Origin of the sequence: Paenibacillus amylolyticus (genome assembly GCF_003719335.1) — a bacterium.
Lineage (GTDB): Bacteria > Bacillota > Bacilli > Paenibacillales > Paenibacillaceae > Paenibacillus > Paenibacillus amylolyticus_D.
Genome location: NZ_RIAS01000022.1, coordinates 12,073 through 37,125 on the forward strand (window position 1 = coordinate 12,073; position 25,053 = coordinate 37,125).

General features: G+C 47.4%; 22 protein-coding genes. All 22 read right to left on the minus strand.

Features of this window, described 5'->3' with window-relative positions; translation table 11 throughout:
• Window positions 1-164: 164 nt before the first annotated feature.
• The 22 genes from cysK to spoVT all read right to left on the minus strand — a co-directional run bounded on the left by cysK (window position 165) and on the right by spoVT (window position 24,925).
• Window positions 165-1,103, minus strand: a complete 939-nt coding sequence (gene cysK, locus EC604_RS26630) for a cysteine synthase A (protein WP_123067040.1) — start codon at window positions 1,101-1,103, stop codon at window positions 165-167.
• Between the two features lie 627 nt (window positions 1,104-1,730).
• Window positions 1,731-2,681, minus strand: coding sequence for a peptidylprolyl isomerase (locus EC604_RS26635; RefSeq protein WP_123067041.1), 951 nt, complete (start codon window positions 2,679-2,681; stop codon window positions 1,731-1,733).
• Window positions 2,682-2,704: 23 nt separating this feature from the next.
• The gene (hslO, locus tag EC604_RS26640) at window positions 2,705-3,622 is read right to left on the minus strand and encodes an Hsp33 family molecular chaperone HslO (RefSeq protein WP_123067042.1); all 918 of its coding nucleotides are present in this window, start codon (window positions 3,620-3,622) and stop codon (window positions 2,705-2,707) included.
• A gap of 77 nt (window positions 3,623-3,699) precedes the next feature.
• Complete coding sequence (locus EC604_RS26645; protein ID WP_123067043.1) at window positions 3,700-4,470, minus strand: type III pantothenate kinase; 771 nt, start codon at window positions 4,468-4,470, stop codon at window positions 3,700-3,702.
• A 6-nt stretch (window positions 4,471-4,476) separates the two neighbouring features.
• Window positions 4,477-5,343 carry a carboxylating nicotinate-nucleotide diphosphorylase gene (gene nadC / locus EC604_RS26650; protein ID WP_123067044.1) on the minus strand — a complete coding sequence of 289 codons (867 nt, stop codon included), beginning with the start codon at window positions 5,341-5,343 and terminating at the stop codon, window positions 4,477-4,479.
• Window positions 5,340-6,977: an L-aspartate oxidase gene (gene nadB, locus EC604_RS26655; RefSeq protein ID WP_123067045.1), complete on the minus strand. Its 1,638-nt coding sequence runs from the start codon at window positions 6,975-6,977 to the stop codon at window positions 5,340-5,342. Before nadB ends, nadC begins: the two co-directional genes overlap by 4 nt.
• A 35-nt stretch (window positions 6,978-7,012) precedes the next feature.
• On the minus strand, window positions 7,013-7,951 hold the full coding sequence (gene nadA / locus EC604_RS26660) for a quinolinate synthase NadA (RefSeq protein ID WP_123067046.1): 939 nt from the start codon (window positions 7,949-7,951) through the stop codon (window positions 7,013-7,015).
• 296 nt (window positions 7,952-8,247) lie between these two features.
• Entirely contained in the window at window positions 8,248-10,290 is a 2,043-nt protein-coding gene (gene ftsH / locus EC604_RS26665) for an ATP-dependent zinc metalloprotease FtsH (protein ID WP_123067047.1), read from the minus strand.
• Between the two features lie 100 nt (window positions 10,291-10,390).
• Window positions 10,391-10,930: a hypoxanthine phosphoribosyltransferase gene (gene hpt, locus EC604_RS26670; protein ID WP_123067048.1), complete on the minus strand. Its 540-nt coding sequence runs from the start codon at window positions 10,928-10,930 to the stop codon at window positions 10,391-10,393.
• Between the two features lie 52 nt (window positions 10,931-10,982).
• Complete coding sequence (gene tilS, locus EC604_RS26675; RefSeq protein WP_123067049.1) at window positions 10,983-12,422, minus strand: tRNA lysidine(34) synthetase TilS; 1,440 nt, start codon at window positions 12,420-12,422, stop codon at window positions 10,983-10,985.
• Between the two features lie 43 nt (window positions 12,423-12,465).
• A complete protein-coding gene (locus EC604_RS26680; protein ID WP_123067050.1) occupies window positions 12,466-13,413 on the minus strand; it encodes a protein kinase domain-containing protein in 948 nt (315 codons plus the stop codon).
• Complete coding sequence (locus tag EC604_RS26685) at window positions 13,397-14,149, minus strand: VWA domain-containing protein (protein WP_123067051.1); 753 nt, start codon at window positions 14,147-14,149, stop codon at window positions 13,397-13,399. Before EC604_RS26685 ends, EC604_RS26680 begins: the two co-directional genes overlap by 17 nt.
• Window positions 14,150-14,296: 147 nt before the next feature.
• A complete protein-coding gene (gene spoIIE, locus EC604_RS26690) occupies window positions 14,297-16,804 on the minus strand; it encodes a stage II sporulation protein E (RefSeq protein WP_192895165.1) in 2,508 nt (835 codons plus the stop codon).
• Window positions 16,805-17,304: 500 nt separating this feature from the next.
• Window positions 17,305-17,829 carry a S1 domain-containing RNA-binding protein gene (locus tag EC604_RS26695; protein WP_056697430.1) on the minus strand — a complete coding sequence of 175 codons (525 nt, stop codon included), beginning with the start codon at window positions 17,827-17,829 and terminating at the stop codon, window positions 17,305-17,307.
• Between the two features lie 197 nt (window positions 17,830-18,026).
• A complete protein-coding gene (locus EC604_RS26700) occupies window positions 18,027-18,362 on the minus strand; it encodes an FtsB family cell division protein (protein WP_123067052.1) in 336 nt (111 codons plus the stop codon).
• Entirely contained in the window at window positions 18,355-18,948 is a 594-nt protein-coding gene (yabQ, locus tag EC604_RS26705) for a spore cortex biosynthesis protein YabQ (RefSeq protein ID WP_123067053.1), read from the minus strand. Before yabQ ends, EC604_RS26700 begins: the two co-directional genes overlap by 8 nt.
• Entirely contained in the window at window positions 18,945-19,229 is a 285-nt protein-coding gene (gene yabP, locus EC604_RS26710) for a sporulation protein YabP (protein ID WP_123067054.1), read from the minus strand. The genes yabQ and yabP overlap by 4 nt, the downstream gene beginning before the upstream one ends.
• Window positions 19,230-19,410: 181 nt before the next feature.
• Window positions 19,411-19,689 (minus strand): RNA-binding S4 domain-containing protein, encoded by a 279-nt coding sequence (locus tag EC604_RS26715; protein WP_090924618.1) that lies wholly within the window; start codon window positions 19,687-19,689, stop codon window positions 19,411-19,413.
• Window positions 19,689-19,961, minus strand: coding sequence for an HU family DNA-binding protein (locus EC604_RS26720; protein WP_090924617.1), 273 nt, complete (start codon window positions 19,959-19,961; stop codon window positions 19,689-19,691). Before EC604_RS26720 ends, EC604_RS26715 begins: the two co-directional genes overlap by 1 nt.
• Before the next feature lie 304 nt (window positions 19,962-20,265).
• Window positions 20,266-21,759 carry a nucleoside triphosphate pyrophosphohydrolase gene (gene mazG, locus EC604_RS26725; protein ID WP_123067055.1) on the minus strand — a complete coding sequence of 498 codons (1,494 nt, stop codon included), beginning with the start codon at window positions 21,757-21,759 and terminating at the stop codon, window positions 20,266-20,268.
• Between the two features lie 315 nt (window positions 21,760-22,074).
• On the minus strand, window positions 22,075-23,949 hold the full coding sequence (locus EC604_RS26730) for a putative polysaccharide biosynthesis protein (protein WP_123067080.1): 1,875 nt from the start codon (window positions 23,947-23,949) through the stop codon (window positions 22,075-22,077).
• A 433-nt stretch (window positions 23,950-24,382) separates the two neighbouring features.
• On the minus strand, window positions 24,383-24,925 hold the full coding sequence (spoVT, locus tag EC604_RS26735) for a stage V sporulation protein T (protein WP_123067056.1): 543 nt from the start codon (window positions 24,923-24,925) through the stop codon (window positions 24,383-24,385).
• Between the last annotated feature and the right edge of the window lie 128 nt (window positions 24,926-25,053).

The following is a 25,053-nucleotide window of genomic DNA, read 5'->3' on the forward strand; positions in this document are numbered from 1 at the left end:
TGTTCAACTTATATAGTTCTTATTGTTTGATAGTATACTAAAGCGCCGTTGCTTTTAAAAGCATTACGCAAAAAATCCTCCCTACCCGTCAGGGCAGGAAGGATTGATATAAACTGTTCAGAAACATCAAGCTTATCCGGTAAAAGATAAGTTCTGTGCCTAAATTACCCTTCGAAATTGTAAAGCGGTGTGCTCAGATAACGTTCGCCATTACTTGGCACAATAACGACAACGCGTTTACCTGCACCCAATTGTTTCGCTACTTGAAGTCCAGCGCGAATCGCCGCACCGGATGAAATACCGGATAGAATACCCTCTTCTTTCGCAACAGCACGAGCCGTTTCAAATGCATCATCATTCTCGATGTGAATGATTTCGTCATATACTTCTTGATCCAAAATTTCAGGAATAAAGTTTGCTCCAATTCCCTGAATTTTGTGAGGACCAGGTTTACCGCCAGCCAGAATTGGTGATGCTGCCGGCTCTACGGCCACAATTTTGATCCCAGGAAATGCTTCTTTCAACACTTCACCCGTACCTGTAATTGTTCCACCAGTACCAATACCCGCAACAAATGCATCAAGTGTACCACCAACAGACTGAATCGCTTCAACGATTTCAGGCCCTGTCGTTTCACGGTGTATCTTCACATTTGCTTTGTTTTTGAACTGCTCCGCCATGAAGTAGGATGGATTTTCTTTCAACAATTCTTCGGCTTTTTTGACTGCACCATTCATTCCTTCTGCTCCAGGTGTAAGTACAAGCTCAGCACCATAAGCACGAAGCAGGTTACGACGCTCCAAGCTCATCGTCTCAGGCATTACAATAACAGCCTTGTAGCCTTTAGCAGCAGCAACCATCGCGAGGCCGATCCCCGTGTTACCGCTTGTTGCTTCAATGATCGTACCACCCGGTTTCAGCTTTCCTTCTTTTTCCGCTTCTTCAACAATGCTAATTGCGATCCGATCTTTAACACTTGATCCTGGGTTCTGGTATTCCAGCTTCACAAATATTTCAGCACTGCCTTCAGGTACAATATTGTTCAAACGGACAAGCGGAGTACCTCCGATGAGTTCAGTTACGTTATTAACTACTTTAGCCATATGAATGCCCTCCTTAGTGGGATGAATAATACTTATATAAGTTAAACTAAAGATTTTACACCTTACGCTCCAATGACAGAATAACCTTCCAATCGCTGTTATCCCCAGATTTTTTGATTCCCTTTAAAAAAGGGGGAAATCCGGTGATAAAGGCGAAGCCTATGCTTCCGATGCAGCTTTCTTGCAGAAAGCTTTTAGCTTCGCTTCTTCAGGTTTTTTCTGTCCTCTCCGTTATTGTGTGAAAAAACGTTCAACTTATATAGTTTCCTGTAACATTATGCGATCTGTGCCGATAAGCCTCTGGATGTTTATGAAGAACTGCGGAAATCCGGTGATTATCCGTTCCTTTCTGCATAAAGAACCACGCATACAGGTGTAGGTAGCGCCGAGTTTTCCGAAAGTATCTTTATCACATTGAAAACATCTAATTTCTTGCATGTCATGTCTTGATCCATTTATATCCGAGTAAACGAGTAGGTATTTGATTATTTTCATCTTATCAACGTTACACGTCATTGTCAATATGAGTACTCAAAAAAATACTTTGCCTTGGGTCCTTAGACCGTAGACAAAGTATTTTTATCAAGATGCAAGTTCTATAAGACAGGATAGTTATCATTTATCGTTTCAGGAGGCAGGAATTTCGGAGATGATCACAGCCTCGTATTTATCGCGCAGCATCTGCTCTACCTGTGGAAGTGGATCAGCCTGACTTAATGCCAGCTCCATACGAATCTCTTCATGTACTTCCTTTGCTGACTGCTCCTGGCGTTCCGCTTTGTCATTCAGCTTGATGATTGCATAACCATTCTCAACCTTTACCGGACCAGCAATATCACCGATTTTCATATTGGCTGCCCGTTGCAAAATGGATTTAGGTTGGAACGGGTCGTTCTGATCGATCCACCCTAGCTTACCTCCCGCATCTCGGGAGTAACTATCCTCTGATTCGGAGCGAGCCATTTCTTCGAAATCTTTCCCGTTCCGAAGCTCCGTCAACATAGCCTCTGAATCAGACTTTTCTTTCACCACAATAATGGACAGATCATATTTCTCAGGGGTTATATAGTCTTCTCGATGCTCTACCCAGTATTGTTGAATATCGTCATCTTTTACCTGTATACCTGCGGTAGCAATCTTTTCGAGCAGTAGACGGTAACCTGCCTCTAATTCGAGATCCTGCTTCGACAGACCGAGTTGTGATTTCATCGCATCATAATATGACTTCTCTGAATCATACCCATCCATCGCCTCAGCCATTTCTCTTGCGATCTCTTTGGGAGTAACCACCAAATTGCGTTGAAGGGCCTCAGCAAATACCGCTTTCCGATTCAGCATCTGTAGCAGGATTTCACTACCATAACGTCGTTTTAATGCATCCGTCCAATCTTTATCTGTGATCACTTCACCGTTAATCGTTGCAACCGTACTTCCCTCTTCCTTATTGGCATCAAGAGGTTTCTCTGCGTCTTCTTTTCCCTGATGAAGTACCTGCATCGCCATAACTGTACCCATCACGAGCACACCAAGTGTCAGAATCACAACGGCTGTCCATAATCCTTTTTCCTGTCTGGTCATACCTCATCCCGTCCCCGCATCGATCAATTCTTAGCTTGTTCTAGGATGGCCTCTAGCTGCTCTTTGTTAAAATCATAAGCTTCATTACAGAATTGGCAGACTACTTCGGCCTGTCCCTCTTCTTCAATTAATTGCTCCAACTCGGACTGACCAAGACTGATTAAGGTTTGTTCCAGACGTTCACGAGAACAACTGCAGCTAAAACGAATATCCAGTTCACCCATGACCTGCACATCGGGCAAGAGACGGCGTAACAATTCCTCTAGCTCGAGTCCTTCGTTCAACAAGGTTGTCACCGGAGGCAAGGCACCAATAGCATTCTCGATTTCTGTAATCTCGGGATCAGTGAGGCCTGGGAGAAGCTGAATAATAAATCCGCCCGAAACGATAACCGAGTTATCCGTATCGACGAGTACGCCCACTCCAACCGCCGAAGGCGTCTGTTCCGACTGTGCAAAATAATACGTAAAGTCCTCGCCCAGTTCGCCCGAGATAATCGGAATACTGCCACGGTATGGGTCTTTCATTCCTAGATCCTTCGTGATATTAATGAAACCTTCTGTTCCTACTGCTCCCGCTACATCCAATTTGCCAAAACGATTGCTCGGCAAGTGCACATGCGGATTGGAAACATAACCGCGCACCTCGCCTTTGGCGTTGGCATCAGCTACGATCTGACCGATTGGGCCATCTCCGTTCACTTGTATGGTTAGTTTTTCATCACCTTTAAGCATCGCACCCATAATGGCAGCTGTTGTTACTGTACGCCCCATAGCTGCTGTAGCCGTGGGAAACGTATCATGTCTTCTGCGCAGTTCTTCTACCAGGTCTGTGGTCTGAACGGCAAACGCTCTTACCTTTCCATTCATTGCTGTACCACGAATCAACCGGTCTTGTTTGTTGTTGTTTTCCAAGTCATTCAGCCTCCTTTGGCGTGTCATTTTAATATCCTAACAGAAAAAAACGGCTCAACATTTAAGCTGTAATCCCAGCCTGCTGTATGCCGCCCTTTATATGTCTACCTTTCCCGATTCCGCTCATAGATGACACGTAGCCCCTCAAGCGTAAGCAGTGGATCAACTTTCTCAATGCTACGGGTTTCTTCTGCAATCAGCGTAGCGAGACCTCCTGTGGCAATGACCATAGGCTCAGCCTTCATCTCTTCACGGATTCGTTCAACGATGCCGTCCACTTGGCCGGCATAACCATAGATGATACCTGCCTGCATGGCATGCACGGTATTGCGTCCAATAACCTTCTTCGGCTTCTCCAGCTCAATTCGGGGTAGTTTCGCCGCCCGCTCATAAAGAGCTTCGGTAGCAATGTGAATACCGGGTACAATCGCACCGCCCAGGTAATGGCCCTTCTCATCAATACAGTCGAACGTCGTGGCTGTACCAAAATCAACGACCACAAGGGGGCCGCCGTATTTTTCCACGGCCGCCACGGCATTTACGATCCGATCCGCCCCTACTTCGCGCGGATTCTCATATCGTAGATTCAGGCCAGTTTTGATACCAGGCCCAACCAGCAATGGTTTTTTGCCCACATATTTCACACACATCGTTTCGATGACACTCACCAGTGGTGGAACCACAGATGAAATTATGACACCCTCGATGTCGCGAACAGAGATACCGGACATATGAAATAAATTATAAATCAATACGCCGTATTCATCCACTGTGGACTGACGAGATGTGCTCAGACGAAAATGATGCAATAGTTCACGGCCCTGGTATACCCCAAGTACGATGTTACTATTGCCCACGTCTACGACTAGAATCAAAGAGGTTCACCCCTCTTTCTTTTCGTTTAAATCCAGGCTGATATCCAAGCTCTCAAAAGAATAGGTTAACCTGCCAACCGAAATTACATCCACACCCGTTTCCGCAATTCCGCGAATCGTTTCAAGCGATACATTACCGGATGCTTCTACCTTCACATGCGGAGCCTGCTCACGGATCAGGGCGACTGCTTCTCGCATCCGATCAGGTCGCATGTTATCCAGCATAATGATATCTGCTCCAGCTTGCAAGGCTTCCTGTACCTGAGTTATATTTTCCGTTTCAACTTCAATCGTCATCGTATGCGGAATAACTGCCCGTGCTCGCTGAACAGCCTCGGTAATACTGCCTGCACCTTTAATATGATTGTCTTTGATCATAACGGCATCATACAGTCCAAACCGATGATTGGCTCCACCACCTACACGTACAGCATACTTTTCTAGCAAGCGATGACCTGGTGTTGTTTTGCGTGTATCGACAAGTCTGGTCTTCAATCCTTCAAGGGCATCCACGTAGGAACGTGTTCGGGTAGCAACACCCGACATGCGCTGTAACAGATTAAGTGCGAGCCGTTCCCCTGTCAGAAGCGAATGTGTACTCCCTTCCACTTCAGCCAGTATGGTGCCAGGAGTAACTGCATCACCGTCATTAACTTTTGCCGTATAACGAAGCTCTGGATCTACGACTTGAAAAACAAGCTCAGCAACCGTCATGCCTGCAATGACCCCATGATCTTTGGCATGAATCACTGCCTTAGATTGGCTGTTTGCCGGAATGGTCACATTCGTTGTGACATCCCCTGCACCTACATCTTCACGTAGCCAGCCTTTAATCGTCTCAATAAGTTCCTCATTGTATCCGTTCAGTATCATGACATCCATTCCTCCACAATCGCTTGTTCTCGCTGCTGCAGACTATGCTTCTGCCATATTTTATCGTCCCTTGCCGGGAAGTCCTCACGGTAGTGTGCTCCACGACTTTCCTCACGGTGCAGCGCTCCGCTGGTTACGAGCCATGCACAAGTCAAAAGATTGGCATACTCCAGTTCTTCCCTTTGTGTAAGCTTCTGATCAAAAAAAGATAACTCCTGTTGCAATTTATCTATAGCCTGCCTTAGACTGGTTCCATTTCTTCGCAGTCCCACTTGACGAACCATCATCTTTTGCAGACGTAAACGTCTTTCGGATACCGGCTTGGAATGTTGTTGTTCTTTTGCACGGTTAGTATTCTTACTTTCCTTACCCAGAGATTTCACATCTCTTCCAAGTGAACCTTCGAGTGCCGGTAACGAATGGATACGATCCACGATTCTGCGGCCAAATACAATCGCTTCAGATAAGGAATTGCTCGCTAGTCGATTGGCTCCGTGCACTCCGGTAGAGGATACCTCACCACAGGCAAATAAACGGGGGATACTGCTCTCACCACTCAAATCCGTCTTTACTCCGCCCATCATATAATGTGCCGCAGGTGCAACTGGAATCCAATCTGTAGTCATGTCGAGACCGTATCGCATGCAAGTTTCGTAAATGGTAGGAAAACGATGTTTCACCATCTCCGGTCGCTCATGGGTAATGTCGAGGTAAACAAAGATACTGTTTGTCAGTTCCATCTCGCTGACGATTGCTCTAGCTACAATATCACGAGGCGCCAGTTCAAGCTGGGGATGATATTTCTCCATGAATCGCTCACCCTTCACGTTGCGAAGGTAAGCACCTTCCCCGCGTACTGCTTCAGACACCAGGAAGCGTGGAGCTCCCGGGTAACATAAGGATGTCGGGTGGAACTGGATAAATTCCATATCACGAACTATAGCCCCCGCACGGTATGCCATAGCTACCCCATCAGCTGTAGCTACATCCGGATTCGTCGTATAGCGGTACAACTGTCCTGCCCCGCCTGAGCAAAGCACTGTTGCTTTTGCTTTGACAAACACCTTTGATCCGTCTTCTTTCAGAATCAGAGCGCCGATACATTCTCCTCGATCCGTAATCAAATCCACCACAAAGTGCTCATCCCAAACGTCAATGCCCGGATGCTCGTGAACCTCAACAGCGAGCGCTCTTACGATCTCATATCCAGTTGCATCCCCATTGGCATGTAAAATACGGCGGTGGCTGTGCGCACCTTCCTGCGTCAACGCCAACTCGCCGTTCTCCAGATCAAACAATGTCCCCAGACGAATCAGTTCTCTGACACCGTCCGGGCCCTCATTCACCAATACTTCAACTGCTTCGGATCGGCATAAACCTGCTCCTGCAACAAGAGTATCTTGCAAGTGGTACGCAGGAGAATCATCCTCAGCAATAACAGCCGCAATCCCGCCCTGCGCATATCTGGTGTTACTCTCAAGTAAAGACTTCTTCGTAATCATCAGTACAAGATGCTGTTCGCTAGCCTTAATTGCGGTAAACAGGCCAGCAATGCCTGAACCGATCACCAGCACATCGGTCTCCACCATCGGCAGCGCAGAGAGGTCAAAATTATATATATATTGCGGTATCATCTTATTCACCTGTCTCGGAGCAAGAGTAACGCATGTTACTTCACCAGTAACATGCGCTCTAGTGATTCTCTGGCTTTATCAGCAACAGCCGGTGGAACATAAATCTGCGGTTTCATCGTTTCCAGACATTTAACCAGCTTCTTCAGGTTGTTGACCTTCATGTTTGGACATACCAGAAACTTGGTTGCAAAATGGAACTGTTTATCCGGACTGTCAAGGCGAAGCTGATATCCTGTGCCATCCTCCGTGCCGACAATGAATTCCTTAGTGGAGGATTTCTTGCAATATTCCAAGATCGCTGTTGTACTGCCTACAAAGTCACCCATCTCTACAACTTCAGGGCGACATTCCGGGTGCACCACAAACTCAGCATTTGGATACTTAGCCTTCATCTCAACAACATCTTTTACCGTGAGCATATCGTGTGTATTGCAGTAACCTTCCCAGATGATCATCTTTTTGTCGGTGTGCTGCTGCACATAATGTCCTAGGTTTTTGTCCGGTACCCAGATGATTTCCTCTGAATCTACGGACTGGATTACACGAACAGCATTCGCTGATGTACAGCAAATATCTGTTTCTGCTTTGATCTCAGCCGAGGAATTAATATAGGTGACTACCTTGGCGTTCGGATGCTTTGCCTTCAGCTTACGTAATCCATCCACGTTCACCATATCTGCCATTGGGCAGCCCGCACGTTCATCAGGGATCAAAACGGTTTTGCTAGGAGCCAGAATTTTAGCGCTTTCACCCATAAAATGAACACCACAGAATACAATAACATCCGCATCTGTCTGTGCCGCCTTTTGGGCCAGCAGGAAAGAATCTCCACGGAAATCTGCGACTTCCTGTACTTCATCACGTTGATAATAATGAGCAAGAATAATGGCATTACGTTCCTTCTTGAGTTCCATCAGCCGCTCACGCAGCTCACGATTCATCTCAGCCTTGCGCTCTAAAGCCAGAGCTTCCACCTGTGATCCTCTCCTTATCGGGACAGCGCCAAGCACTGTTTCATGGGCTAACCTATGTCATAATGTTCGCTGGTGAAACGAATCACAAGCGGTTTAACAACTAATGTACACAACGTTCACGACTCTGTCAATAAATGAAAAAAGGCAGGATATACTGCTCTATCCCCCTTATGCTATCTGGTTCGCCATTTAGCTCTTGATTATCTGTTTCTTCTCCACATGAATAAAAACTACAAAAAAAGAGAGCCGCATGGGCTCTCTTTTCTTTCCGATAACATGACCAGGGACCTGACATATTAAGATGTCGGCTTTGTACCGCCATCATTAGGATCGTTGTTCCCTTTATCCAAGTCAGGAGCTTCGTTTGGAATATCTCCAGCCGGTGGCTCAGACGTTTCATCTTTACCCTGAATGCGTACGCGAACATCGCCGATGTTATCCACGATTGGCTCGCCGCCTTCATTTGGCGTACCTTCTCCCGAATTGTCTTCGTCTGCTTTTGGTGTCAGGGAACCTGTTTCGATCAATTGCTTGATCTGATCCATTTCCAGTGTCTCCACTTCAAGCAGTGTTTCTGCGATCAGATGCATCTCTCTCGTATGTTTTGTAAGGAGAGCTTTACACTTCTCATAACAGTCGTTAATAAAACGCTGCATCTCTTGGTCGATCTCATATGCAATGGAATCCGAGTAATTCTGTTCATGACCGATATCCCGTCCAAGGAATACCTGTCCTTGTGAACTTCCGAATTGCATTGGACCCAGTTTCTCACTCATACCGTATTCCATAACCATGCTGCGCACGATACCTGTCGCTTGCTGGAAGTCACTATACGCACCGGTACCGATCTCACCGATAAATAGTTCTTCCGCCACGCGACCCCCGAGAAGTCCAGTTACCTTATCCAGCAACTCCTGTTTGGTAACGAGCATGCGGTCTTCTTTTGGCAACATGATTACATATCCACCCGCACGTCCGCGCGGAATGATGGTCACTTTATGTACCATATCAGCATGTTCCAGGAAGTATCCTACAATGGTATGGCCTGCTTCGTGATAAGCAACGATGCGTTTCTCTCGATCACTGATGACACGGCTTTTCTTCTCCGTACCAACGATGACACGGTCAATCGCCTCATCCACTTCACGCATGGAAATATCTTTTCTGTTACGGCGTGCTGCGAGCAATGCCGCTTCATTCAGCAAGTTCTCCAGATCTGCACCCGAGAAACCTGTTGTACGCTTCGCAATAATGTCCAGTTTCACATCTTTCGTGAGTGGTTTGTTACGGGAGTGTACTTTCAGAACAGCTTCACGGCCTTTAACGTCTGGACGATCCACTGTGATTTGACGGTCAAAACGGCCTGGACGCAACAATGCAGGGTCCAGAATGTCTGCACGGTTCGTTGCAGCAACGATGATAATACCTTCGTTTGCACCGAATCCGTCCATCTCAACGAGCAATTGGTTAAGGGTTTGTTCACGTTCATCGTGTCCGCCGCCAAGACCAGCACCACGCTGACGTCCCACTGCATCAATCTCATCAATAAAGATGATACAAGGTGCATTTTTCTTTGCATTTTCGAACAAGTCACGGACACGTGATGCACCGACACCGACAAACATTTCGACGAAGTCAGAACCGGAAATGCTGAAGAAAGGTACCCCTGCTTCACCAGCTACAGCACGAGCGAGCAATGTCTTACCTGTACCTGGAGGACCTACGAGCAATACCCCCTTCGGAATACGTGCCCCAACGGCTGCGAACTTCCGAGGGTCCTTGAGGAAGTCTACGACTTCAACAAGCTCTTGTTTCTCCTCGTCTGCACCCGCCACATCTTCAAAAGTAACGCGCTTCTTCTCTTCATTGTAGAGGCGAGCACGACTTTTACCAAAGTTCATTACTTTACCGCCGCCGCCTTGAGCCTGATTAAACAGGAAGAAGAACAGCAGGAACATAATGATCAAAGGAATAAAGGAAGTCAGCAACGTCAACCAGATGCTGTCACCTTTCATTGGTTCCTGATGATATTCAAATTTGTTAGCTTCACTTGCAGCTACAAGTTCGTTAATTGCCTCATCCGTAGGAGGAATATACGTTGAGAAATTTTCTGATTTGGCCCCATCAGGTGCTTGTTTGTATCGGCCGGTCACGAGATATGTCTGACCGTTGAATTGAACAGTCACTTCGGCGATATTATTGGCTTTAACCTCAGCACGAAACTGATCATATCTAGGGTTTTCTATAACATCGTTTCCATCTGTGATAAATCTAACTAAACCCACCACAACTAAAAAAAGAATCAAATAAAAACCAGAATTCCGGATGAACCGATTCATCCCCTACCTCCTCTCGAGACACTTTAATTATTTTAACATAGCCCGACATGGCTTCTCAATAGAAGCCAAGAACAGCTCAAGGCTTGGGCCTTACAGGATATTAGCTTGTGTAGATTTCTGGTTTCAAAATCCCGATATAAGGCAGATTCCGATAGTGCTCGGCATAATCCAAACCGTATCCCACGATGAAGGCATCAGGGATATCAAAGCCAGTGTAATGAGCTTCCAGTTCCACTTTGCGGCCGGATGGTTTATCGAACAGTGTAACCACACGGACAGTTTCAGCACCGCGGTTTTCCAAAAGTTCAATTAAATAGCTGAGCGTAAGTCCACTGTCGATAATATCTTCGACAATCAGAACTTCACGTCCTTCAACGGATACATCCAGATCCTTGATGATTTTGACAACACCGGATGACTTGGTCGACGCACCATAACTGGATACGGCCATAAAATCCATCTCAACCGGTACCGTTATGTTTTTAACCAAATCAGCCATAAATATAAACGCACCTTTGAGCACGCAAATGACCAAAGGGTTCCGGTTAGCATAATCGGCACTAAGTGTTGCGCCTAATTCCTTAACCTTACTCTGAATTTCTTCTTCACTGATCAATACTTCCTGAATGTCGTTCTGCAACTGTGCGAACCTCCTAAGTTATACTATGAAAGCCTTACTTGAACCATAACCACTACCCCTGAATCGCTGAATCGCCTACAGTCATGTACAGGATTGCGGAAGTGCTCTCCCTGACAGGAGCCATATCGGACCGGCGAACACCCGGTAACCAGATGACATTGCCTGCTCCATCACACACCACAGGAATGCGTGGTCTGACAGATGGGGGAATTTTCTCGTCGATGAAAATATTTTTCACCTTTTTGCTTCCGTTTAATCCCATTACCTTCATGGTATCTCCAGGTAACCGTGAACGTACGACCAACGGCATCTGAAGCCCATCCGCATCAAATGCGGCTTGATCAGCCGATTCCGGTACATGATAGTTTTCGGGACTCATCGGCGTCAACCGAATATATCGGTTAATTTCGGTGAGTGAAAGCTCGTAAGTTCCGCTCCATTGTGCAAGACGATACTCGTAAGATTGACCCTTTACGCTTGTTCGTTGGCCAAAAGAGATCCGATCATACTCCCGGGTACAAGTAAGTGTCTGTCCTATATCCAGACTCCAAGTTGTCCCTTCGATCTCCATGACCTTGCGCCGAATAGTTTCAATACGGGTAAAGTCGACAAAATCACTGTCCAAAGGCAGATAATTCAATATTAGTTTAATCAACCTTCGTTGTAAAGCGACATGTAACTTCAAGAAGGAAGGCACCTCAAAGGTCTGCCTTCCGCCGTTCACCTGTACTAGACACCTGTATGTGTCATGAGTACTCTGCTCCATGAAATCGTCTTCGTCACCCACAATTTCGGCAAGTCGATTCAGTGACGGCGTGAGTTGTCCATTATATTGCCCCAAAAAAGGAAGCACATCCAGACGAATCGCATTACGCCGATATTTTCGTTCATCATTGCTCTTATCACGAAAATAGGTAAAACCCTGTGTATTACAAGCTTCTACAAGGTCCGTCTTGTTTATACGAAGGCATGGACGGATAAGTTCCACATTTTTTTCGCGGCGTTTGAACTTCATGCCTGCCAGTCCCGAAAGCCCGCTGCCCCGTAGCAAATGAAGCATAACCGTCTCGGCCTGATCATCAGCATGATGAGCCAAAGCAATGCTTGCTGCACCATACTTATCAGCCACTTCATGCAAGAAGGCATAACGCCGATTACGCGCCGCCTCCTGTGGACCCTGACCTGTTTGTTTCATATAGGAGGGTATGTCGGCTTTGACCCACTCAAAGGCAAGACCAAGCTGACGTGCCATATCCATCATCTGACGGGCTTCTTCATCCGACTCAGCCCGAAACCCATGATGTACGTGGGCACAGATTAATTCAATCGGCACATGTTGCTTGCTAATCTCATGCATGATATGCAAAAAAGCTACCGAATCCGGCCCGCCCGATACAGCGACGACAATCCGATCTCCGGGAACCCATAACTGATGCTCTTCCGCTGCATCCAGTACGTTATTCACCAGTGTCTCCCAGCGTAAAGCTTCCATACCTGTTCCTCATTCCTTGCGTTATGTATATGCACCCCCAACATCAAAAACGCAGTGCATAGATAAGTACACCGATAAGTAGAATTACCGATAGAGCAAATGCATTTTTCAGCCATCGCGGTGTGTTGCTTCTGGAACGACGACGCACCTGTGCGGGGCGTGCCATCAATTCCTTCCACGATTTTGCAGCATGGTCTGCATTCGGGAATTGTCCCCGGAGCGCATCAATGATCCACCCACGAAAAGGGACCAGCCGTTCGCTTTTCTCCACCAACATCACGAGTTGATTCACATTCCGCAATTGCGGGAGCCCATTTGCAGCCAAAGATTTCAACGCATCCGCTTCTAAGATATGAATCATCAGCAGCGCATAGGCAAACACGTCGTACGTTGCATCTGCGGTTCGGCTACCAGCATTCCAAAATCCCCGGTCATACCATTCCGTGAATTGTTTAACACTTCGTCCAATGGACGTTACTCCGCCATAATCAATCAGTTCGACATACCCGTAATCGGACACGAGTACATTCTGAGGTTTAAGATCGCCAAACACCCAGCCTGCCTGATGTAATTGAGCGAGTCTCTGTAACAATCTTAATCCAACCAGCAGTGTCCAGTCCGTTCCCTGACGCCGAATGAAATGATGAAGAGCCTCGCCCCGAACGTAGCGCATCACATAAAAAGGAATGTCCCGTCCATGAACGGCATAGTCATCCACATCTTTAAGATAGGAAGGAATGCCGCTCTGCCGAAGGGCTTCATGATGACGCTGTAACTGAAATGATTTGAGTACATTAATCTCCGATTGCAAATCAACCGGATCAAATCCCATTTTAAGCGCATAATGTTTGCCATTCTCTCCAAGCTGGACGAGGAAAACGACCCCATTGGCGCCTCTGCCCAGCAACTTTCGAATCGTATACCGGCTTCGGTTCCATTTTCCCGTAATGACCGTTCCCGGCGGGAAAGAGGCATCAGACAACGTTGTCACCGAGCATCCCTTCTCTTTCAATGCGATAGTTCCCTTCTATTTCCTGCTGTTCCTCCAGTGTACCATAACGGTAAAAATCAATCACCTTCTGAATTGCAGGGCCTGTCGGCGTTGCCCCCTTTGTCTGCAACCGTCCAAACAAGGAACGAACACGCCCGGGATCATCCGTCCAGTCGATGTCCATTACCGCATCCTCTCCGCTGTGGCGGCCTGGAAAATGAAATACAGATAACCGACTTTGTCCTACTCGAGCCTGCAGGCTTAACATCAAATCCCGAATCCCTTCTTCTACTGCTGCCAATTTCGGTTTCATACTAGCACTGACGTCAATCAGAAGCGTAACCTGCAGAGCAGCATTTTCCGTCAGGTTGTCAATCACTTCCACCACTTGCGAGCGCTGGGATGGCTCCAAATCCGTTACTGTCTTGGTGCCCTTCTCTCCCAAAATTTGTGTTAACTCTCTATTAACCGCCTGTTGGATGGTCTGAACCACTGTTTTTCTCGTCATCATCTGCATCGTGTGGGCAAGCTGTCGTGTGCCTACAATTTGGCTAATACCCCCACCAGCTCTAGCGATATCCTCGATCTCCCGACTACCTAACTCGCCAATCGTACCATAATCAATTACACCTACAACATTGACTGTAATACCCTCTTCGCGTGCCTCGGCCGCTGCCAGTACCGGGCTTACCCCCACATTGGAACAACCGTCGGTGATTAACAAAATTTGTTTCATCCGATATCCCTCCGTTTTTCGTACTCTCCAACTCTATGACTAGCATTGCCAGATTGAAGAGAGTTCAAACGGATCGAGTTTTTTGGGTCATGGAATGGGTTAGACTATGGATCCAATCCCTGATCATGCGCATCTGCACCCGAGCACTTAACTTACGGTGCGAGGACGCTCCATCCGATTAATACCAGGCACACGTAAGGTGGCCCACTCCGGGCGATAATGTTCAACTTTGCCAACTACGACAGTCATGTCATCCAAAATCTCTTGCTGCTGATAGCGGATAACACTCTCAAGCAAGCAATCTGCGAGTTCCTGCGGGTCATCTGTATGAATCTCCTGAATAAGTCGTTTCATCCACATCTCTTTATTAACCGCATATCCTGGAGCATCATAGATGCCGTCTGTCATCATGATCAAGATATCACCCGGCTGTAACTGAAGAGTGACCAGATCCACTTCAATATCTTTAATGATACCAATTGGCAAATTGCTCGCTGAAACTTGAATAACCTCCTGTCCACGTTTGATAAAGCTTGGTGTTGAACCAATTTTCATAAACGTTGTCTCTGCCGTATATTCATCGATCAGTGCCATATCAACTGTGGCATACATCTCCTCTGGAGAACGTAGCATCAGCACAGAATTTACAGATTTAATTGCTAATTTCTCGTCCATTCCCGATTGAAGCAGTTGCTCCAAAATATTTAATGCAGCACTGCTCTCCATGCGAGCCCTTTCCCCGTTGCCCATTCCGTCACTAAGTGCCACTGCAAACGTACCATTGCCGAGTTCCACAGTACTGAAGCTATCTCCTGACATCACATCGCCTCCTTTGGCGGCGGCTGCTACACCTGTTGTAATCTCGAATGTCTTCGCTGAACCGAAGGTTACGGTCGCCAGCCCCTGACGAGGATCAGTCATGGTCTCATGCAACACAGCAATATGCTCGTCCAGCACGTTAGAGATCAGCGGAGCGATCATTTTACGGCATTCATCGAATCCTCTTGTATATGCATGTACAATCTCAATCTCCACATTGCCAGCTTCCAGATTAATAATCTCTATAGAATGAATAGATAGTCCCAATGACTCCAGTGCATCCCGAATTTGTTCTTCCTGCTGTACCATCTCCTCACTTTCACGTTGAATTTCTTTGGCCAGGTCCTCCATCACCTGTGATACTCCCGACAATTGCTCAGCAACCAGCTGACGACTGTCCATAATTTGGCGTTTCCATTGCATGTTATGTTGATGCAGGCCATATTGGGCGCGCATCACTTCAAGTACCTCCTCCGGCTTGGCACACACCCGGTTCCATTCCACCGGAATTTGGTCCCCTGACATCTCCGGGTTTGCCTCAATGGAACTCATCACATCGGTCATGTAACTATACGTTTGAATAAACTTCGCATCCCAGCATTGCGCACGCTTGAAGCATCCTGCACAAGTACCCTCAGCAACTGCGTTCATGAAGTGATCCATCCCGCCTTCTTTATGTGCCGGCTCCCCCGTACCGGACATCTGATCGAAGCTGCGTGACAACTGACGGAATACCTGTGAGAAGCGCGTTACTCGCTCCGCCGTAATATCCCGAATACGTTTCGCATATTCATGCTGGGATTTGGTATGATCCTGTGTGCCGGGTACGTATTTCGAGATGGCTGTGAACATGCTTTTTGGTGTTAGCATAAACAGGACGATAGCTGCACACGTTTCCCACAAGGAATTCACCACGTCGCTTGGGCCGCCCAAATAAATCGATAGAATAGATGAACCCAGCAACATCCCTAGGGCAACCCCCATACGTTTCCCCTCACGAAGCATACCTGCCAACATCCCGGCAAAAGCAAGCAAACTCATCTGATACACGGCAGACATATCGGCTAGGCTCAGAATTAACCCTGTAATCACTCCAACCGATGCACCGAGGGGGGCTCCGCCCACTAGCGCAAAGACGAGAATAAGATACCTGGAAAGCATATGCTCCACCGAAAGGGACTGAATCGTCCACCCAACTGCCCCGGTCATCACGGAAGCCAGAAGAATGATCAGGCACAGGATTTCCTCGTTCTTTAGGCTGAACTTTTTTTTGCGATACGTAAAAATGGGAATGGCCTGAATGAACACCAGGGTTAATACGAAACTTAGCACGGAATCCATGGTGAGCATCATCATCGCATACCAACTGAATGAAGGCCCAATCACAACGGCGAATAGTTTCACCATAAAAGTTGTCGTAAACACCATCGTTGGTGCATAAGATAATTCAGAACGATCGTAAGACTCGAGCCCTCGAAACAACAGATAAAAGATGGCAAGCTCAGAAGCCACAATCAGCGAAACCGGAAATGGTGCAAACAGACTCCCTGCGAGTAATGCCGCACCAACGGGTATGATATAATCCCTGCGCATAAAAGCAATAACTGCAAAGTATGCAATGGCAAAAGGAGATAATTCATTCAGGATCATCGCCTTTCCCAGTAAGAATCCCATAAATGTAAGTAGCAAAAGCCACTTACGAGATACCATAGCCTGGACAGCCTTGCGGGAACCCAGCCATTGTTTCAGACGTACCGACAGCTCCTCCCGAGCTGTAGCACCTCCTTTGCCTGTTTTCATCCCCGGAAATTGAATGACATTCCACTTCTCCATCATGCTCAAGGCACCCCATTCGATTAATTTGATTTCTTGTTTCACTCTCGATGGTTCTGATTATAAATAGAATAGAAGACGTAGTTTGTCAGAATAGCTGGACGAGCTTCAAAAAGTTTACGACAAAAGAAACCGCTGTGGCGCGATGGTGTTTAACCCTCGGCCTTATTGTGCTTTCCAGCATTTTTGAGCAGTCGGTTGAACGGTGGCATGTCTGATTTTGAACGAGAAGTTAGAAGGTGTCGTCATGATCTGAGCAGAATAACTGGAGAATGCCACGGAAACATGTCGGTAAAAAATGGAAGGCGACAAATGTTCTTATTCTCCCCTGTATAATGCAAATCATGAAGAAATCGTGTCGCGTCATACCTGAAAATCCACTCTTCTCTAATGTTTCATCAAAATACGAAATGGTCATCAGATTATAAAAAAAGAAGCACAAAAAAACCGTTAGCCAATAGGCTAACGGTTTTACTTATATATTCATATCAGGTTGAAACAGATTAAACACGCTTGGCGCCACGGCCACCGCGTTTGCCCTCTGTATTCTTCTTAAGCGAAGATATCCGTTCTTCGCTATCTTTCAGGAAGCGTGACATTTTATCCTCAAATGAAGGTTTGCCTGCTGCGGGCTTGAAAGAACGGCCTCCACGGTCACGGTTAAATCCACCGCCACCACCACGACCTTGGCCACCACTTGGGCCGCCGCCGCTGAATCGTTCGCGATCTCCTCCACTGCGTTCCGGTCTAGGAGCTCTCGGGGGTCTGGATTGAGTTTGTTGCTCTACCGGTTTGTCAACAGCCTGTTTAATGGAAAGTCCGATCTTGCCGTCTTTGTCAACGTTAATAACCTTTACTGTGACTTGGTCATTCAGCTTCAGGTGGTCGTTGACATCTTTGACGTAATTGTCGGCGATTTCCGAGATGTGAACGAGACCCGTGACACCTCCTGACAGATCCACAAATGCTCCAAAATGCGTGATTCCTGTCACCTTGCCCTCTAACTTGGTGCCCACTTCAATTGCCATAGAATAAAATGATCCTCCCTTAAAAATATACAACCCGATTTTTGAATGCCAAAATCATGCTGTGCTACTTGTAATTATACCTTATGCCATAAACCAAGGTCAACTGAGCACTAGCTCATTATAGAGCCTATTTTTTCCGGTTTACGCTTATAAGACTCATGGAAAACAAACCATGCTCAGCAAAAGTCTGAATTCCATTAGTTTCCTGACTCCTCAACCTGAATTGGTGTTTCTTCAGGGAGGTAGTATCCTTTTTTTCGTGCCAGCTGTCCTATGTATTCAGGGTCCTTCAACCGACTGACCTCATACTTCAGCTGTTCCAGCTGTTTCTGCGTATCCTGCTGCGAAGTTTGCTGTGTGGCCAAGTAAGCACTCTTGTCCGAAATTTGCGCATTCTGTACAAGAAACGTATACCCTGCCCAAATTGCAAACACAGCTACAAATGTTAGCCACAGCATCAGACGTCTTCGTGCACCAGCAGATTTCCCCTGGTTAGCTGGGCTCTTCTTACTACCCACAGGTGTTCTACTCATTCCCCGGACGACCTCCTTGAAACCAGCGTTTCCATATCGCTGCAATTCTTGTACCCGCTTGGATCATCCACCCAGGCGTTACCCAATATCTCAGGAGCGGCCTAAACATCCAGCGGAACAACTTGCCGAAAGGGATTAAACATTGCAACACCAGCTTGCCCAGGAATAGAAGGATCGCGATGACGAAACCAAATAATACGCGAAACAATCTGTATACTCCCTTCGCTGGCACAACAATCAGGATGTTAAGGATATGTCCACACCACTGAATCAGTGTTCTCGCGAGTTTAATTAACATTACCACAAAATGCTGGGTTGTAACACTTAAAAGCCAAAAATAGAAGCAAACTCCGATAATCAGCCCTAAAAAGACATAAAACCGCAACTGTCCGTGGTTTCCGGCATACAACATCCGGAAAACGAACAGTGCGGAAGCGACCCAATACAACAGGTCCAACGTATGGATGCTCCATCTCGGAAATCGCAGCTGTCCTGACAGTACCCGGTAACTGTCATAAGCCACACCCATCACAACTCCCGACAGCAGCATCCAAGTCAGTGTGATCCACTGCGCATCCAGAATCATCGGAACATCTTGCCAAACAGGCCTTTACTATTTTTGGACTGGGAACCGGGATCAAGATACTGAAGCGAGCTAACCGTACCCTCAATAGATAAAAGACCTTCCTCCAGGCTCAGGTTTTTGATATGTAAATTGTGCCCCCGGATCGTCAGATGCCCAAGTTCGGTCTGAAGCAAGAATTCCTCACTATCAAAGCTCTCCACATTCGAAACCCCTGTTAAATCCAGCAGTTTCCGATTTTGCATGTTTAGATAGTGTTGTTTAGCTTTTCCGTGCTCAACCATGGCATGTACCCCTCCTTCTTTAGTACCTAGCTTATGGATGAGAAACCGAGATTAGAACTATCTTCTAACCGATCCTTCTTATTGCATTCAGGGTGTAACATAAAAAAACGCCCTCCCGTTACCGGGAGGGCGTTACATTCAAGTAATATGAGCTAAAATTCAAATATTGTCAGGAGTCCTGTTACCAGTCCATCCCGTTATCCTTGGCAATCGGCTCTTCCTTAACCAAGGTATAGAGGCTGCTCGCCTCATCCTTCTTGGTACTCTCAGCAAGACGCTCCACCTTCACAGTGACTAGCTTCTGACCAAACTGAACCGTCAGCTCATCGCCTACCTTTACAGCAGCGCTGGGCTTAGCTTCCCGTCCATTCACCAGAACACGCCCCTGCTCAGAAACGTCCTTGGCTACGGTGCGGCGTTTGATCAGCCGAGATACCTTCAGGAATTTATCAAGACGCATTATTTTACAGCTTCTTTAAGTTTGTTACCTGCTTTGAATGCAGGAACAGTGGACTCGGGAATCACAATCTCATTCCCTGTTTGTGGGTTACGTCCCGTACGACCAGAACGTTTGCGGGTCTCAAAAGTGCCAAAGCCGATCAATTGTACTTTGTCTCCGCTGGCAAGTGCATCTGTAATTTCTCCTAAAAAGCCGTTCAATACGGACTCGACATCTTTCTTTGTCAAACCGCTTTTGTTTGAAATGTTGTTGATCAGGTCTGTTTTGTTCATGTTAAAAGCCTCCCAAATTAAAAAAAAAGTATCTGCGAGCCTTGGCCGTTTTTAAGATAACCAAGTCGATTCTCGCACGGTTACTACACATGTATTCTGGCTTTCATGCTGAATTCCTGCCTTACCAACGACTTTTTTTAGCTTTTGCCGTTGCATGACAGAGAATCGTCTAAGTCCAGTACCCGAAATGATGTCTCTTCAAACACCAGACTCAATATAATGTTGAACACATGTTCGTATCATCATAACACACTGTCCAGCCTGATGGAATAAGGTGTTTGGGTATTTTTTTATCTTGTTAAAATCAGAGTCCGGCCTTCTTTGCCATCTGCCAAAATTGCTCCATCTCGTCTACTGTACTGTCCGCAGGTGTTTTGCCCTGTTCACGCAACCGATCCTCGATATACTGGAACCTGGCAACAAACTTGCGGTTCGTGGCGGCAAGAGCCTCTTCCGGATCTGTATCAATAAAGCGTGCCACATTCGCCGTGGCAAATAAAACGTCACCGAGCTCAAGCTTGCGTGCTTCTGCATCATGCCCTTGATGCACCGCTTCTCTGAGTTCAGCCAGTTCTTCTTCGATCTTGGCAAAAACGCCCTCCACATCATCCCAGTCGAAGCCAACTTTGGCTGCTTTCTTCTGAAGCTTATATCCTTTCATAAGGGCAGGCAGATCAGGCGGTATACCGTCCAGTACGGAACTATTTTGTACATCTTGGCCTTTACGTTTTTTCTCCTCTGCTTTCATCTGTTCCCAGTTTTGCAGGGCTTCATTCGCGTCTTCCGCTTGATTATCGCCAAATACGTGCGGATGACGGAAAATCAACTTGTCATTCAGTCCTTCTATAACGTCGTATACGTTGAATGTGCCGACCTCTTCCTCCATCTGAGAATGCAGCATAATTTGCAACAGCAGATCACCCAGTTCTTCTTTCATATGATCCGGGTCATCCTCATCAATGGTTTCAATCACTTCGTATGTCTCTTCAATCAGGTTTTTACGAATCGACTGATGTGTTTGTTCCTGATCCCATGGGCATCCACCCGGACTGCGAAGAATGTTTACAATCTCATGCAATCGCGCGAAAGAACGGCGGCGTAGTGCATCATCTGTATTTTTCGGCACATAGATCAGCGACAGGTTACCATAACCGGGGGTGCGATCCAACTCATGCAGTGGTACTTTTTGGATGACTTCCTGACCCTGTACGCCAAGTGCGTGACCCACAAACACTGGATAATCATCCGGGTATACCTCCATTAGACATAGCTTCACATCAGATGCAGTAAAACCGTCGTAGACTTGTCCAATCAACGTATGTAGCTGAGGTTGTATCAGTTCGGGACTCAGGCTGCTAGCATCGAGCAGTTGAAAGCCTTCAATAGGATCAAATCCAAGCCGAATAAAGGCTTCATCCAGGAAACTCTCTCCGCCCATAATACGTAACGAAATACCCTGCTGCGGACAACGTTCTTTCAAAAATCGTACACTGGCTTCGGCTACCATTGGATGGCCTGGTACAGCATAGACAATCTCGGTGCCTGCATCGCCGCTACGAGCCGCGTCGATTAATTGGTTCGCAATCTCATCGTAAACCTCCGGGAAGGAAGATTTGGACTCATAGATGGCATCAAACGATGTCATCTCTAGCCCTTCCTGCTGTAAATCATTCAACACTGGATGATCCAGTGTGCGTACATACAGCGTAGCTGCATGTTTCATTTTTTTAATAATACCTAACGTCAGTTGGTCTGCATCTCCAGATCCTAGACCTACCACTGTTAAAGCTGCACTCATTGCGCTTAAACCTCCATCCGAACCATCCTGTCCTTTGCGGGCTACTTATAGAACATATGGCATATCAGCGCCCATAAGCCTCTCTCTTCTCAAATGAACAGGATGGCGCTCAATAATTAAACGTATTATACCAGAATCTGTCGATATCCTATAATTGCATCTGCAATGACATCTGCGTGTTTCTTACTGTTCGTATTTTTTGGCGCTCCATTCACTTATGCGGACGATAATAATGCGCTACGGAATTGCTCACAGGCAGAGCGATAGCATAAGAGGTGTAGCGTGCAGCTAAACACCATAGTAGCTATGATTTGGCTAGTGCAGTACACGCAGCCTGCGCAGCAACTTCGCCATACGCGGCCCCAGCTTCGGCATGGCCGCCAGCTCTGCGGCGGTCAGCAGCCCTGTCCGGGCCGCGCCGAGCACAAACACGGCTGCGCCTGCGGCAATGCCCAGCAGGCTCATGCCCATCGCAGCCAGCCGATGCGTGGCTGCGATGCCCAAGCCGCCGAGCACTGCTTCGGCGGCCCAGGCCATGCCTAGCGCCGCCAGACTCATGGCGGCGATCACCAGCGCCGGCTTTGCCAAGACGGCGCCAGGGGCAGGGCGCATGGCGGTGAGCCGCGCCAGCAGCGCCACATTCAGGCCAGCCGCCAGCATGTAGGCGGCTGCGCCCGCAAGCGCCGCGCCGCTGATGCCCAGCGCTGGCACAAGCATGACGTTCAGCAGCACCTTGACGCCTGCGGCGGCCAGCATGCTGAACGCGGGAGCACGCACGGCGCCGAGGCCTTGCAGCAGCGCCGCCGCGATGATGCTGACGGTGCTGCCTGCTGCCGTCAGCGCCATATACCGCAATGCTTCGGTGCCTGCGGCATCCCCGTACAGCATGCGGTTAATCGGATCTGCCAGCACCGCAAGTCCTGCGGAAGCTGCCAGACCGATCAGCCAGAACCAGCGCAGCGCCATGCCTGCTTGCTGTCTAACGGCTTCTGGCCCGCCCTTGAGACGCGCTTCAGCCATTGCCGGAATAAACAGCACCGAGAGTGACGTGGCAAGCATCGTCACCAGTTGCACCAGCGGCAATCCGCGGTTGTAGATGCCGAACGATACCATCGTTTGCACGTCATCTAGCCCTTCACCGCGTAGCAGACGCGGAACGGTAAAGGTGTCCACCAGATTCATCAGGGGCACTGCCAGTGATCCGAGACAAACCGGAATGGCATAAATAAGCAAAGTACGTATCCATTCGGCATTTGAGCGCCTGATCTCCCGAGCTTGACCGCTTTCTCCCACTACTGTAACGTCATGGTCCACTACTCCGGGTTTTGAGCATTCTCGGGAAGCATTTGCGGACAGTCTAGTCTGACTAATTTCCCTCGGGCACTCTGACTCCGCATAAAATGCATCTCCCTCTACCATCTTACCTTGGATATCCCGATCTGCTCCTGAATCCAAAGACTCTTCACATACTGCCTCGCCTTTTTTCTTGCGATCTTCTGCGAACATCGTCTCCCCATCTGTGAAACGCACTGCCTGCTCTTTCCGCCGATGCCTGTATATGAATCCCAACATGACGATGAGCCCCGCACATCCTCCTGCTACAGAGCCTAACATTGCCCCTGAAGCAACCGTTTCAATCGAAGCATCCTCGCGGATCAGCCACAGTAACACCACAATCATGACCGTGACCCGCACCGTCTGTTCAACTACCTGAGACACAGCTGTTGGCACCATCTGCTGCATCCCCTGAAAGTATCCACGTAAACCCGTCATTAGTGGAACACATAACAAGGCTAAGGATGCTGCACGAATGGAAGGAACCACATGCTGATTCCCGATTAGACTTGCAATCCACGATGCACTTCCATACATCACCACCGCGGTAATTATGCCTAATCCGCCGAGCAACATCGAAGATAATCGGTTAATTCTTCGGCTCTCGTCTGGTCTGCCGAGGGCATTCTGTTCGGCTACGAATTTGGATACAGCCAAGGGCAATCCAGCCGCAGCCAGCGTAATAATGAGCATATATAACGGATAGACCGTATTGTAGATACCAAAGACACCGTCTCCCCCTAGATTTTGAAGAGGAATCTTTTGAAAAGCACCAATAATTTTGGAGATAATGGCGGCAAGCCCAAGGATAAAAGCCCCCTGTAGCAACCTTGTGCCTGAAGATGGCTGTTTCATCAATTTCCCGGTTCCTTCCATGTGTATTCTGGCATTCAAACGAAGTATACAACTCCCTTTGCTATTATACCTTCCAGAAGGCACACACGAACATCCTTTGATCAACAACCTGTGACCAGATCAGAACCTCTTCCTATCTGCCCCACTCAGTAAGTTGGAATATTTTTTACACGTTAACGGAGAGGACAGAAAAAACCTGAAAAAGCGAAGCGGTGGCCTAAAAGCTTTCTGCAAGAAAGCTACATCGGAAGCATACGCTTATCACCGGATTTTACCCATTGGAAAAGGGAATCCAAAAAATCTGGGGATAACCGCTACTCTCCAGGTTATTCTGTCATCGGAGTACTTGTGTAAACACCTATAGTTCAACTTATATGTAAAAAGCAAAAACTCCCGTATGCCCGGTTCAGGCTCACAGGAGTCCATCTGCTGTTTATTGTTCCATCTGCTTGCCAAGGAAACCTGCTGCCGTCTCGGCCATTTTGGTTTCCATCTGAGACATCTTCACGGATTCATCCTTGTTGAACATAATAACGGTTCCGATGGGATCACCACCAGAGATAATTGGCGCAATAACAAAAGAGGATAACGTCTCGTCATGATCTTTGCTAAGCTCATAAGTGCCGCTTGTTGCTTCCATGATCGTTTTGCGATTCTCCATGCAACTTTCGACAAGGCTTCCTACCTGTTTATCCAAATACTCCTTCTTGGAACCGCCGGCCACCGTGATAATGGTATCCCGGTCAGAAATCATCGTTACATGACCTGTACTCTCATACAGGGATTCAGCATATTCTTTGGCAAAATCACCAAGCTCGCCAATCGGCGAATATTTTTTAAGGATAACTTCCCCGTCGCGATCCACAAAAATTTCAAGCGGGTCCCCTTCACGAATACGTAACGTACGACGGATTTCTTTTGGAATGACCACACGACCCAGGTCATCTATACGGCGGACAATACCAGTAGCTTTCATTTACATGTTGCCCCACTTTCTCGAGAAGATTTTTCAACTACTGTTCCTTAATGGGTAGAGGAAAGTCCCAGAACGTTTAGTGTGATTTCTTGACCATAGTATTCATCTGTTCCCATATCCTTATACAT

What these genes read in the sequence shown, in the direction of transcription:
- cysK (WP_123067040.1), bottom strand. Translation starts at nt 1,103, where the DNA reads ATGGCTAAAGTAGTTAATAACGTAACTGAACTCATCGGAGGTACTCCG.
- EC604_RS26635 (WP_123067041.1), bottom strand. Translation starts at nt 2,681, where the DNA reads ATGACCAGACAGGAAAAAGGATTATGGACAGCCGTTGTGATTCTGACA.
- hslO (WP_123067042.1), bottom strand. Translation starts at nt 3,622, where the DNA reads ATGACACGCCAAAGGAGGCTGAATGACTTGGAAAACAACAACAAACAA.
- nadC (WP_123067044.1), bottom strand. Translation starts at nt 5,343, where the DNA reads ATGATACTGAACGGATACAATGAGGAACTTATTGAGACGATTAAAGGC.
- nadB (WP_123067045.1), bottom strand. Translation starts at nt 6,977, where the DNA reads ATGATACCGCAATATATATATAATTTTGACCTCTCTGCGCTGCCGATG.
- ftsH (WP_123067047.1), bottom strand. Translation starts at nt 10,290, where the DNA reads ATGAATCGGTTCATCCGGAATTCTGGTTTTTATTTGATTCTTTTTTTA.
- tilS (WP_123067049.1), bottom strand. Translation starts at nt 12,422, where the DNA reads ATGGAAGCTTTACGCTGGGAGACACTGGTGAATAACGTACTGGATGCA.
- EC604_RS26685 (WP_123067051.1), bottom strand. Translation starts at nt 14,149, where the DNA reads ATGAAACAAATTTTGTTAATCACCGACGGTTGTTCCAATGTGGGGGTA.
- spoIIE (WP_192895165.1), bottom strand. Translation starts at nt 16,804, where the DNA reads ATGATGGAGAAGTGGAATGTCATTCAATTTCCGGGGATGAAAACAGGC.
- EC604_RS26695 (WP_056697430.1), bottom strand. Translation starts at nt 17,829, where the DNA reads ATGGCAATTGAAGTGGGCACCAAGTTAGAGGGCAAGGTGACAGGAATC.
- EC604_RS26700 (WP_123067052.1), bottom strand. Translation starts at nt 18,362, where the DNA reads ATGAGTAGAACACCTGTGGGTAGTAAGAAGAGCCCAGCTAACCAGGGG.
- yabQ (WP_123067053.1), bottom strand. Translation starts at nt 18,948, where the DNA reads ATGATTCTGGATGCGCAGTGGATCACACTGACTTGGATGCTGCTGTCG.
- yabP (WP_123067054.1), bottom strand. Translation starts at nt 19,229, where the DNA reads ATGGTTGAGCACGGAAAAGCTAAACAACACTATCTAAACATGCAAAAT.
- EC604_RS26715 (WP_090924618.1), bottom strand. Translation starts at nt 19,689, where the DNA reads ATGCGTCTTGATAAATTCCTGAAGGTATCTCGGCTGATCAAACGCCGC.
- EC604_RS26720 (WP_090924617.1), bottom strand. Translation starts at nt 19,961, where the DNA reads ATGAACAAAACAGACCTGATCAACAACATTTCAAACAAAAGCGGTTTG.
- mazG (WP_123067055.1), bottom strand. Translation starts at nt 21,759, where the DNA reads ATGAGTGCAGCTTTAACAGTGGTAGGTCTAGGATCTGGAGATGCAGAC.
- EC604_RS26730 (WP_123067080.1), bottom strand. Translation starts at nt 23,949, where the DNA reads ATGAAACAGCCATCTTCAGGCACAAGGTTGCTACAGGGGGCTTTTATC.
- spoVT (WP_123067056.1), bottom strand. Translation starts at nt 24,925, where the DNA reads ATGAAAGCTACTGGTATTGTCCGCCGTATAGATGACCTGGGTCGTGTG.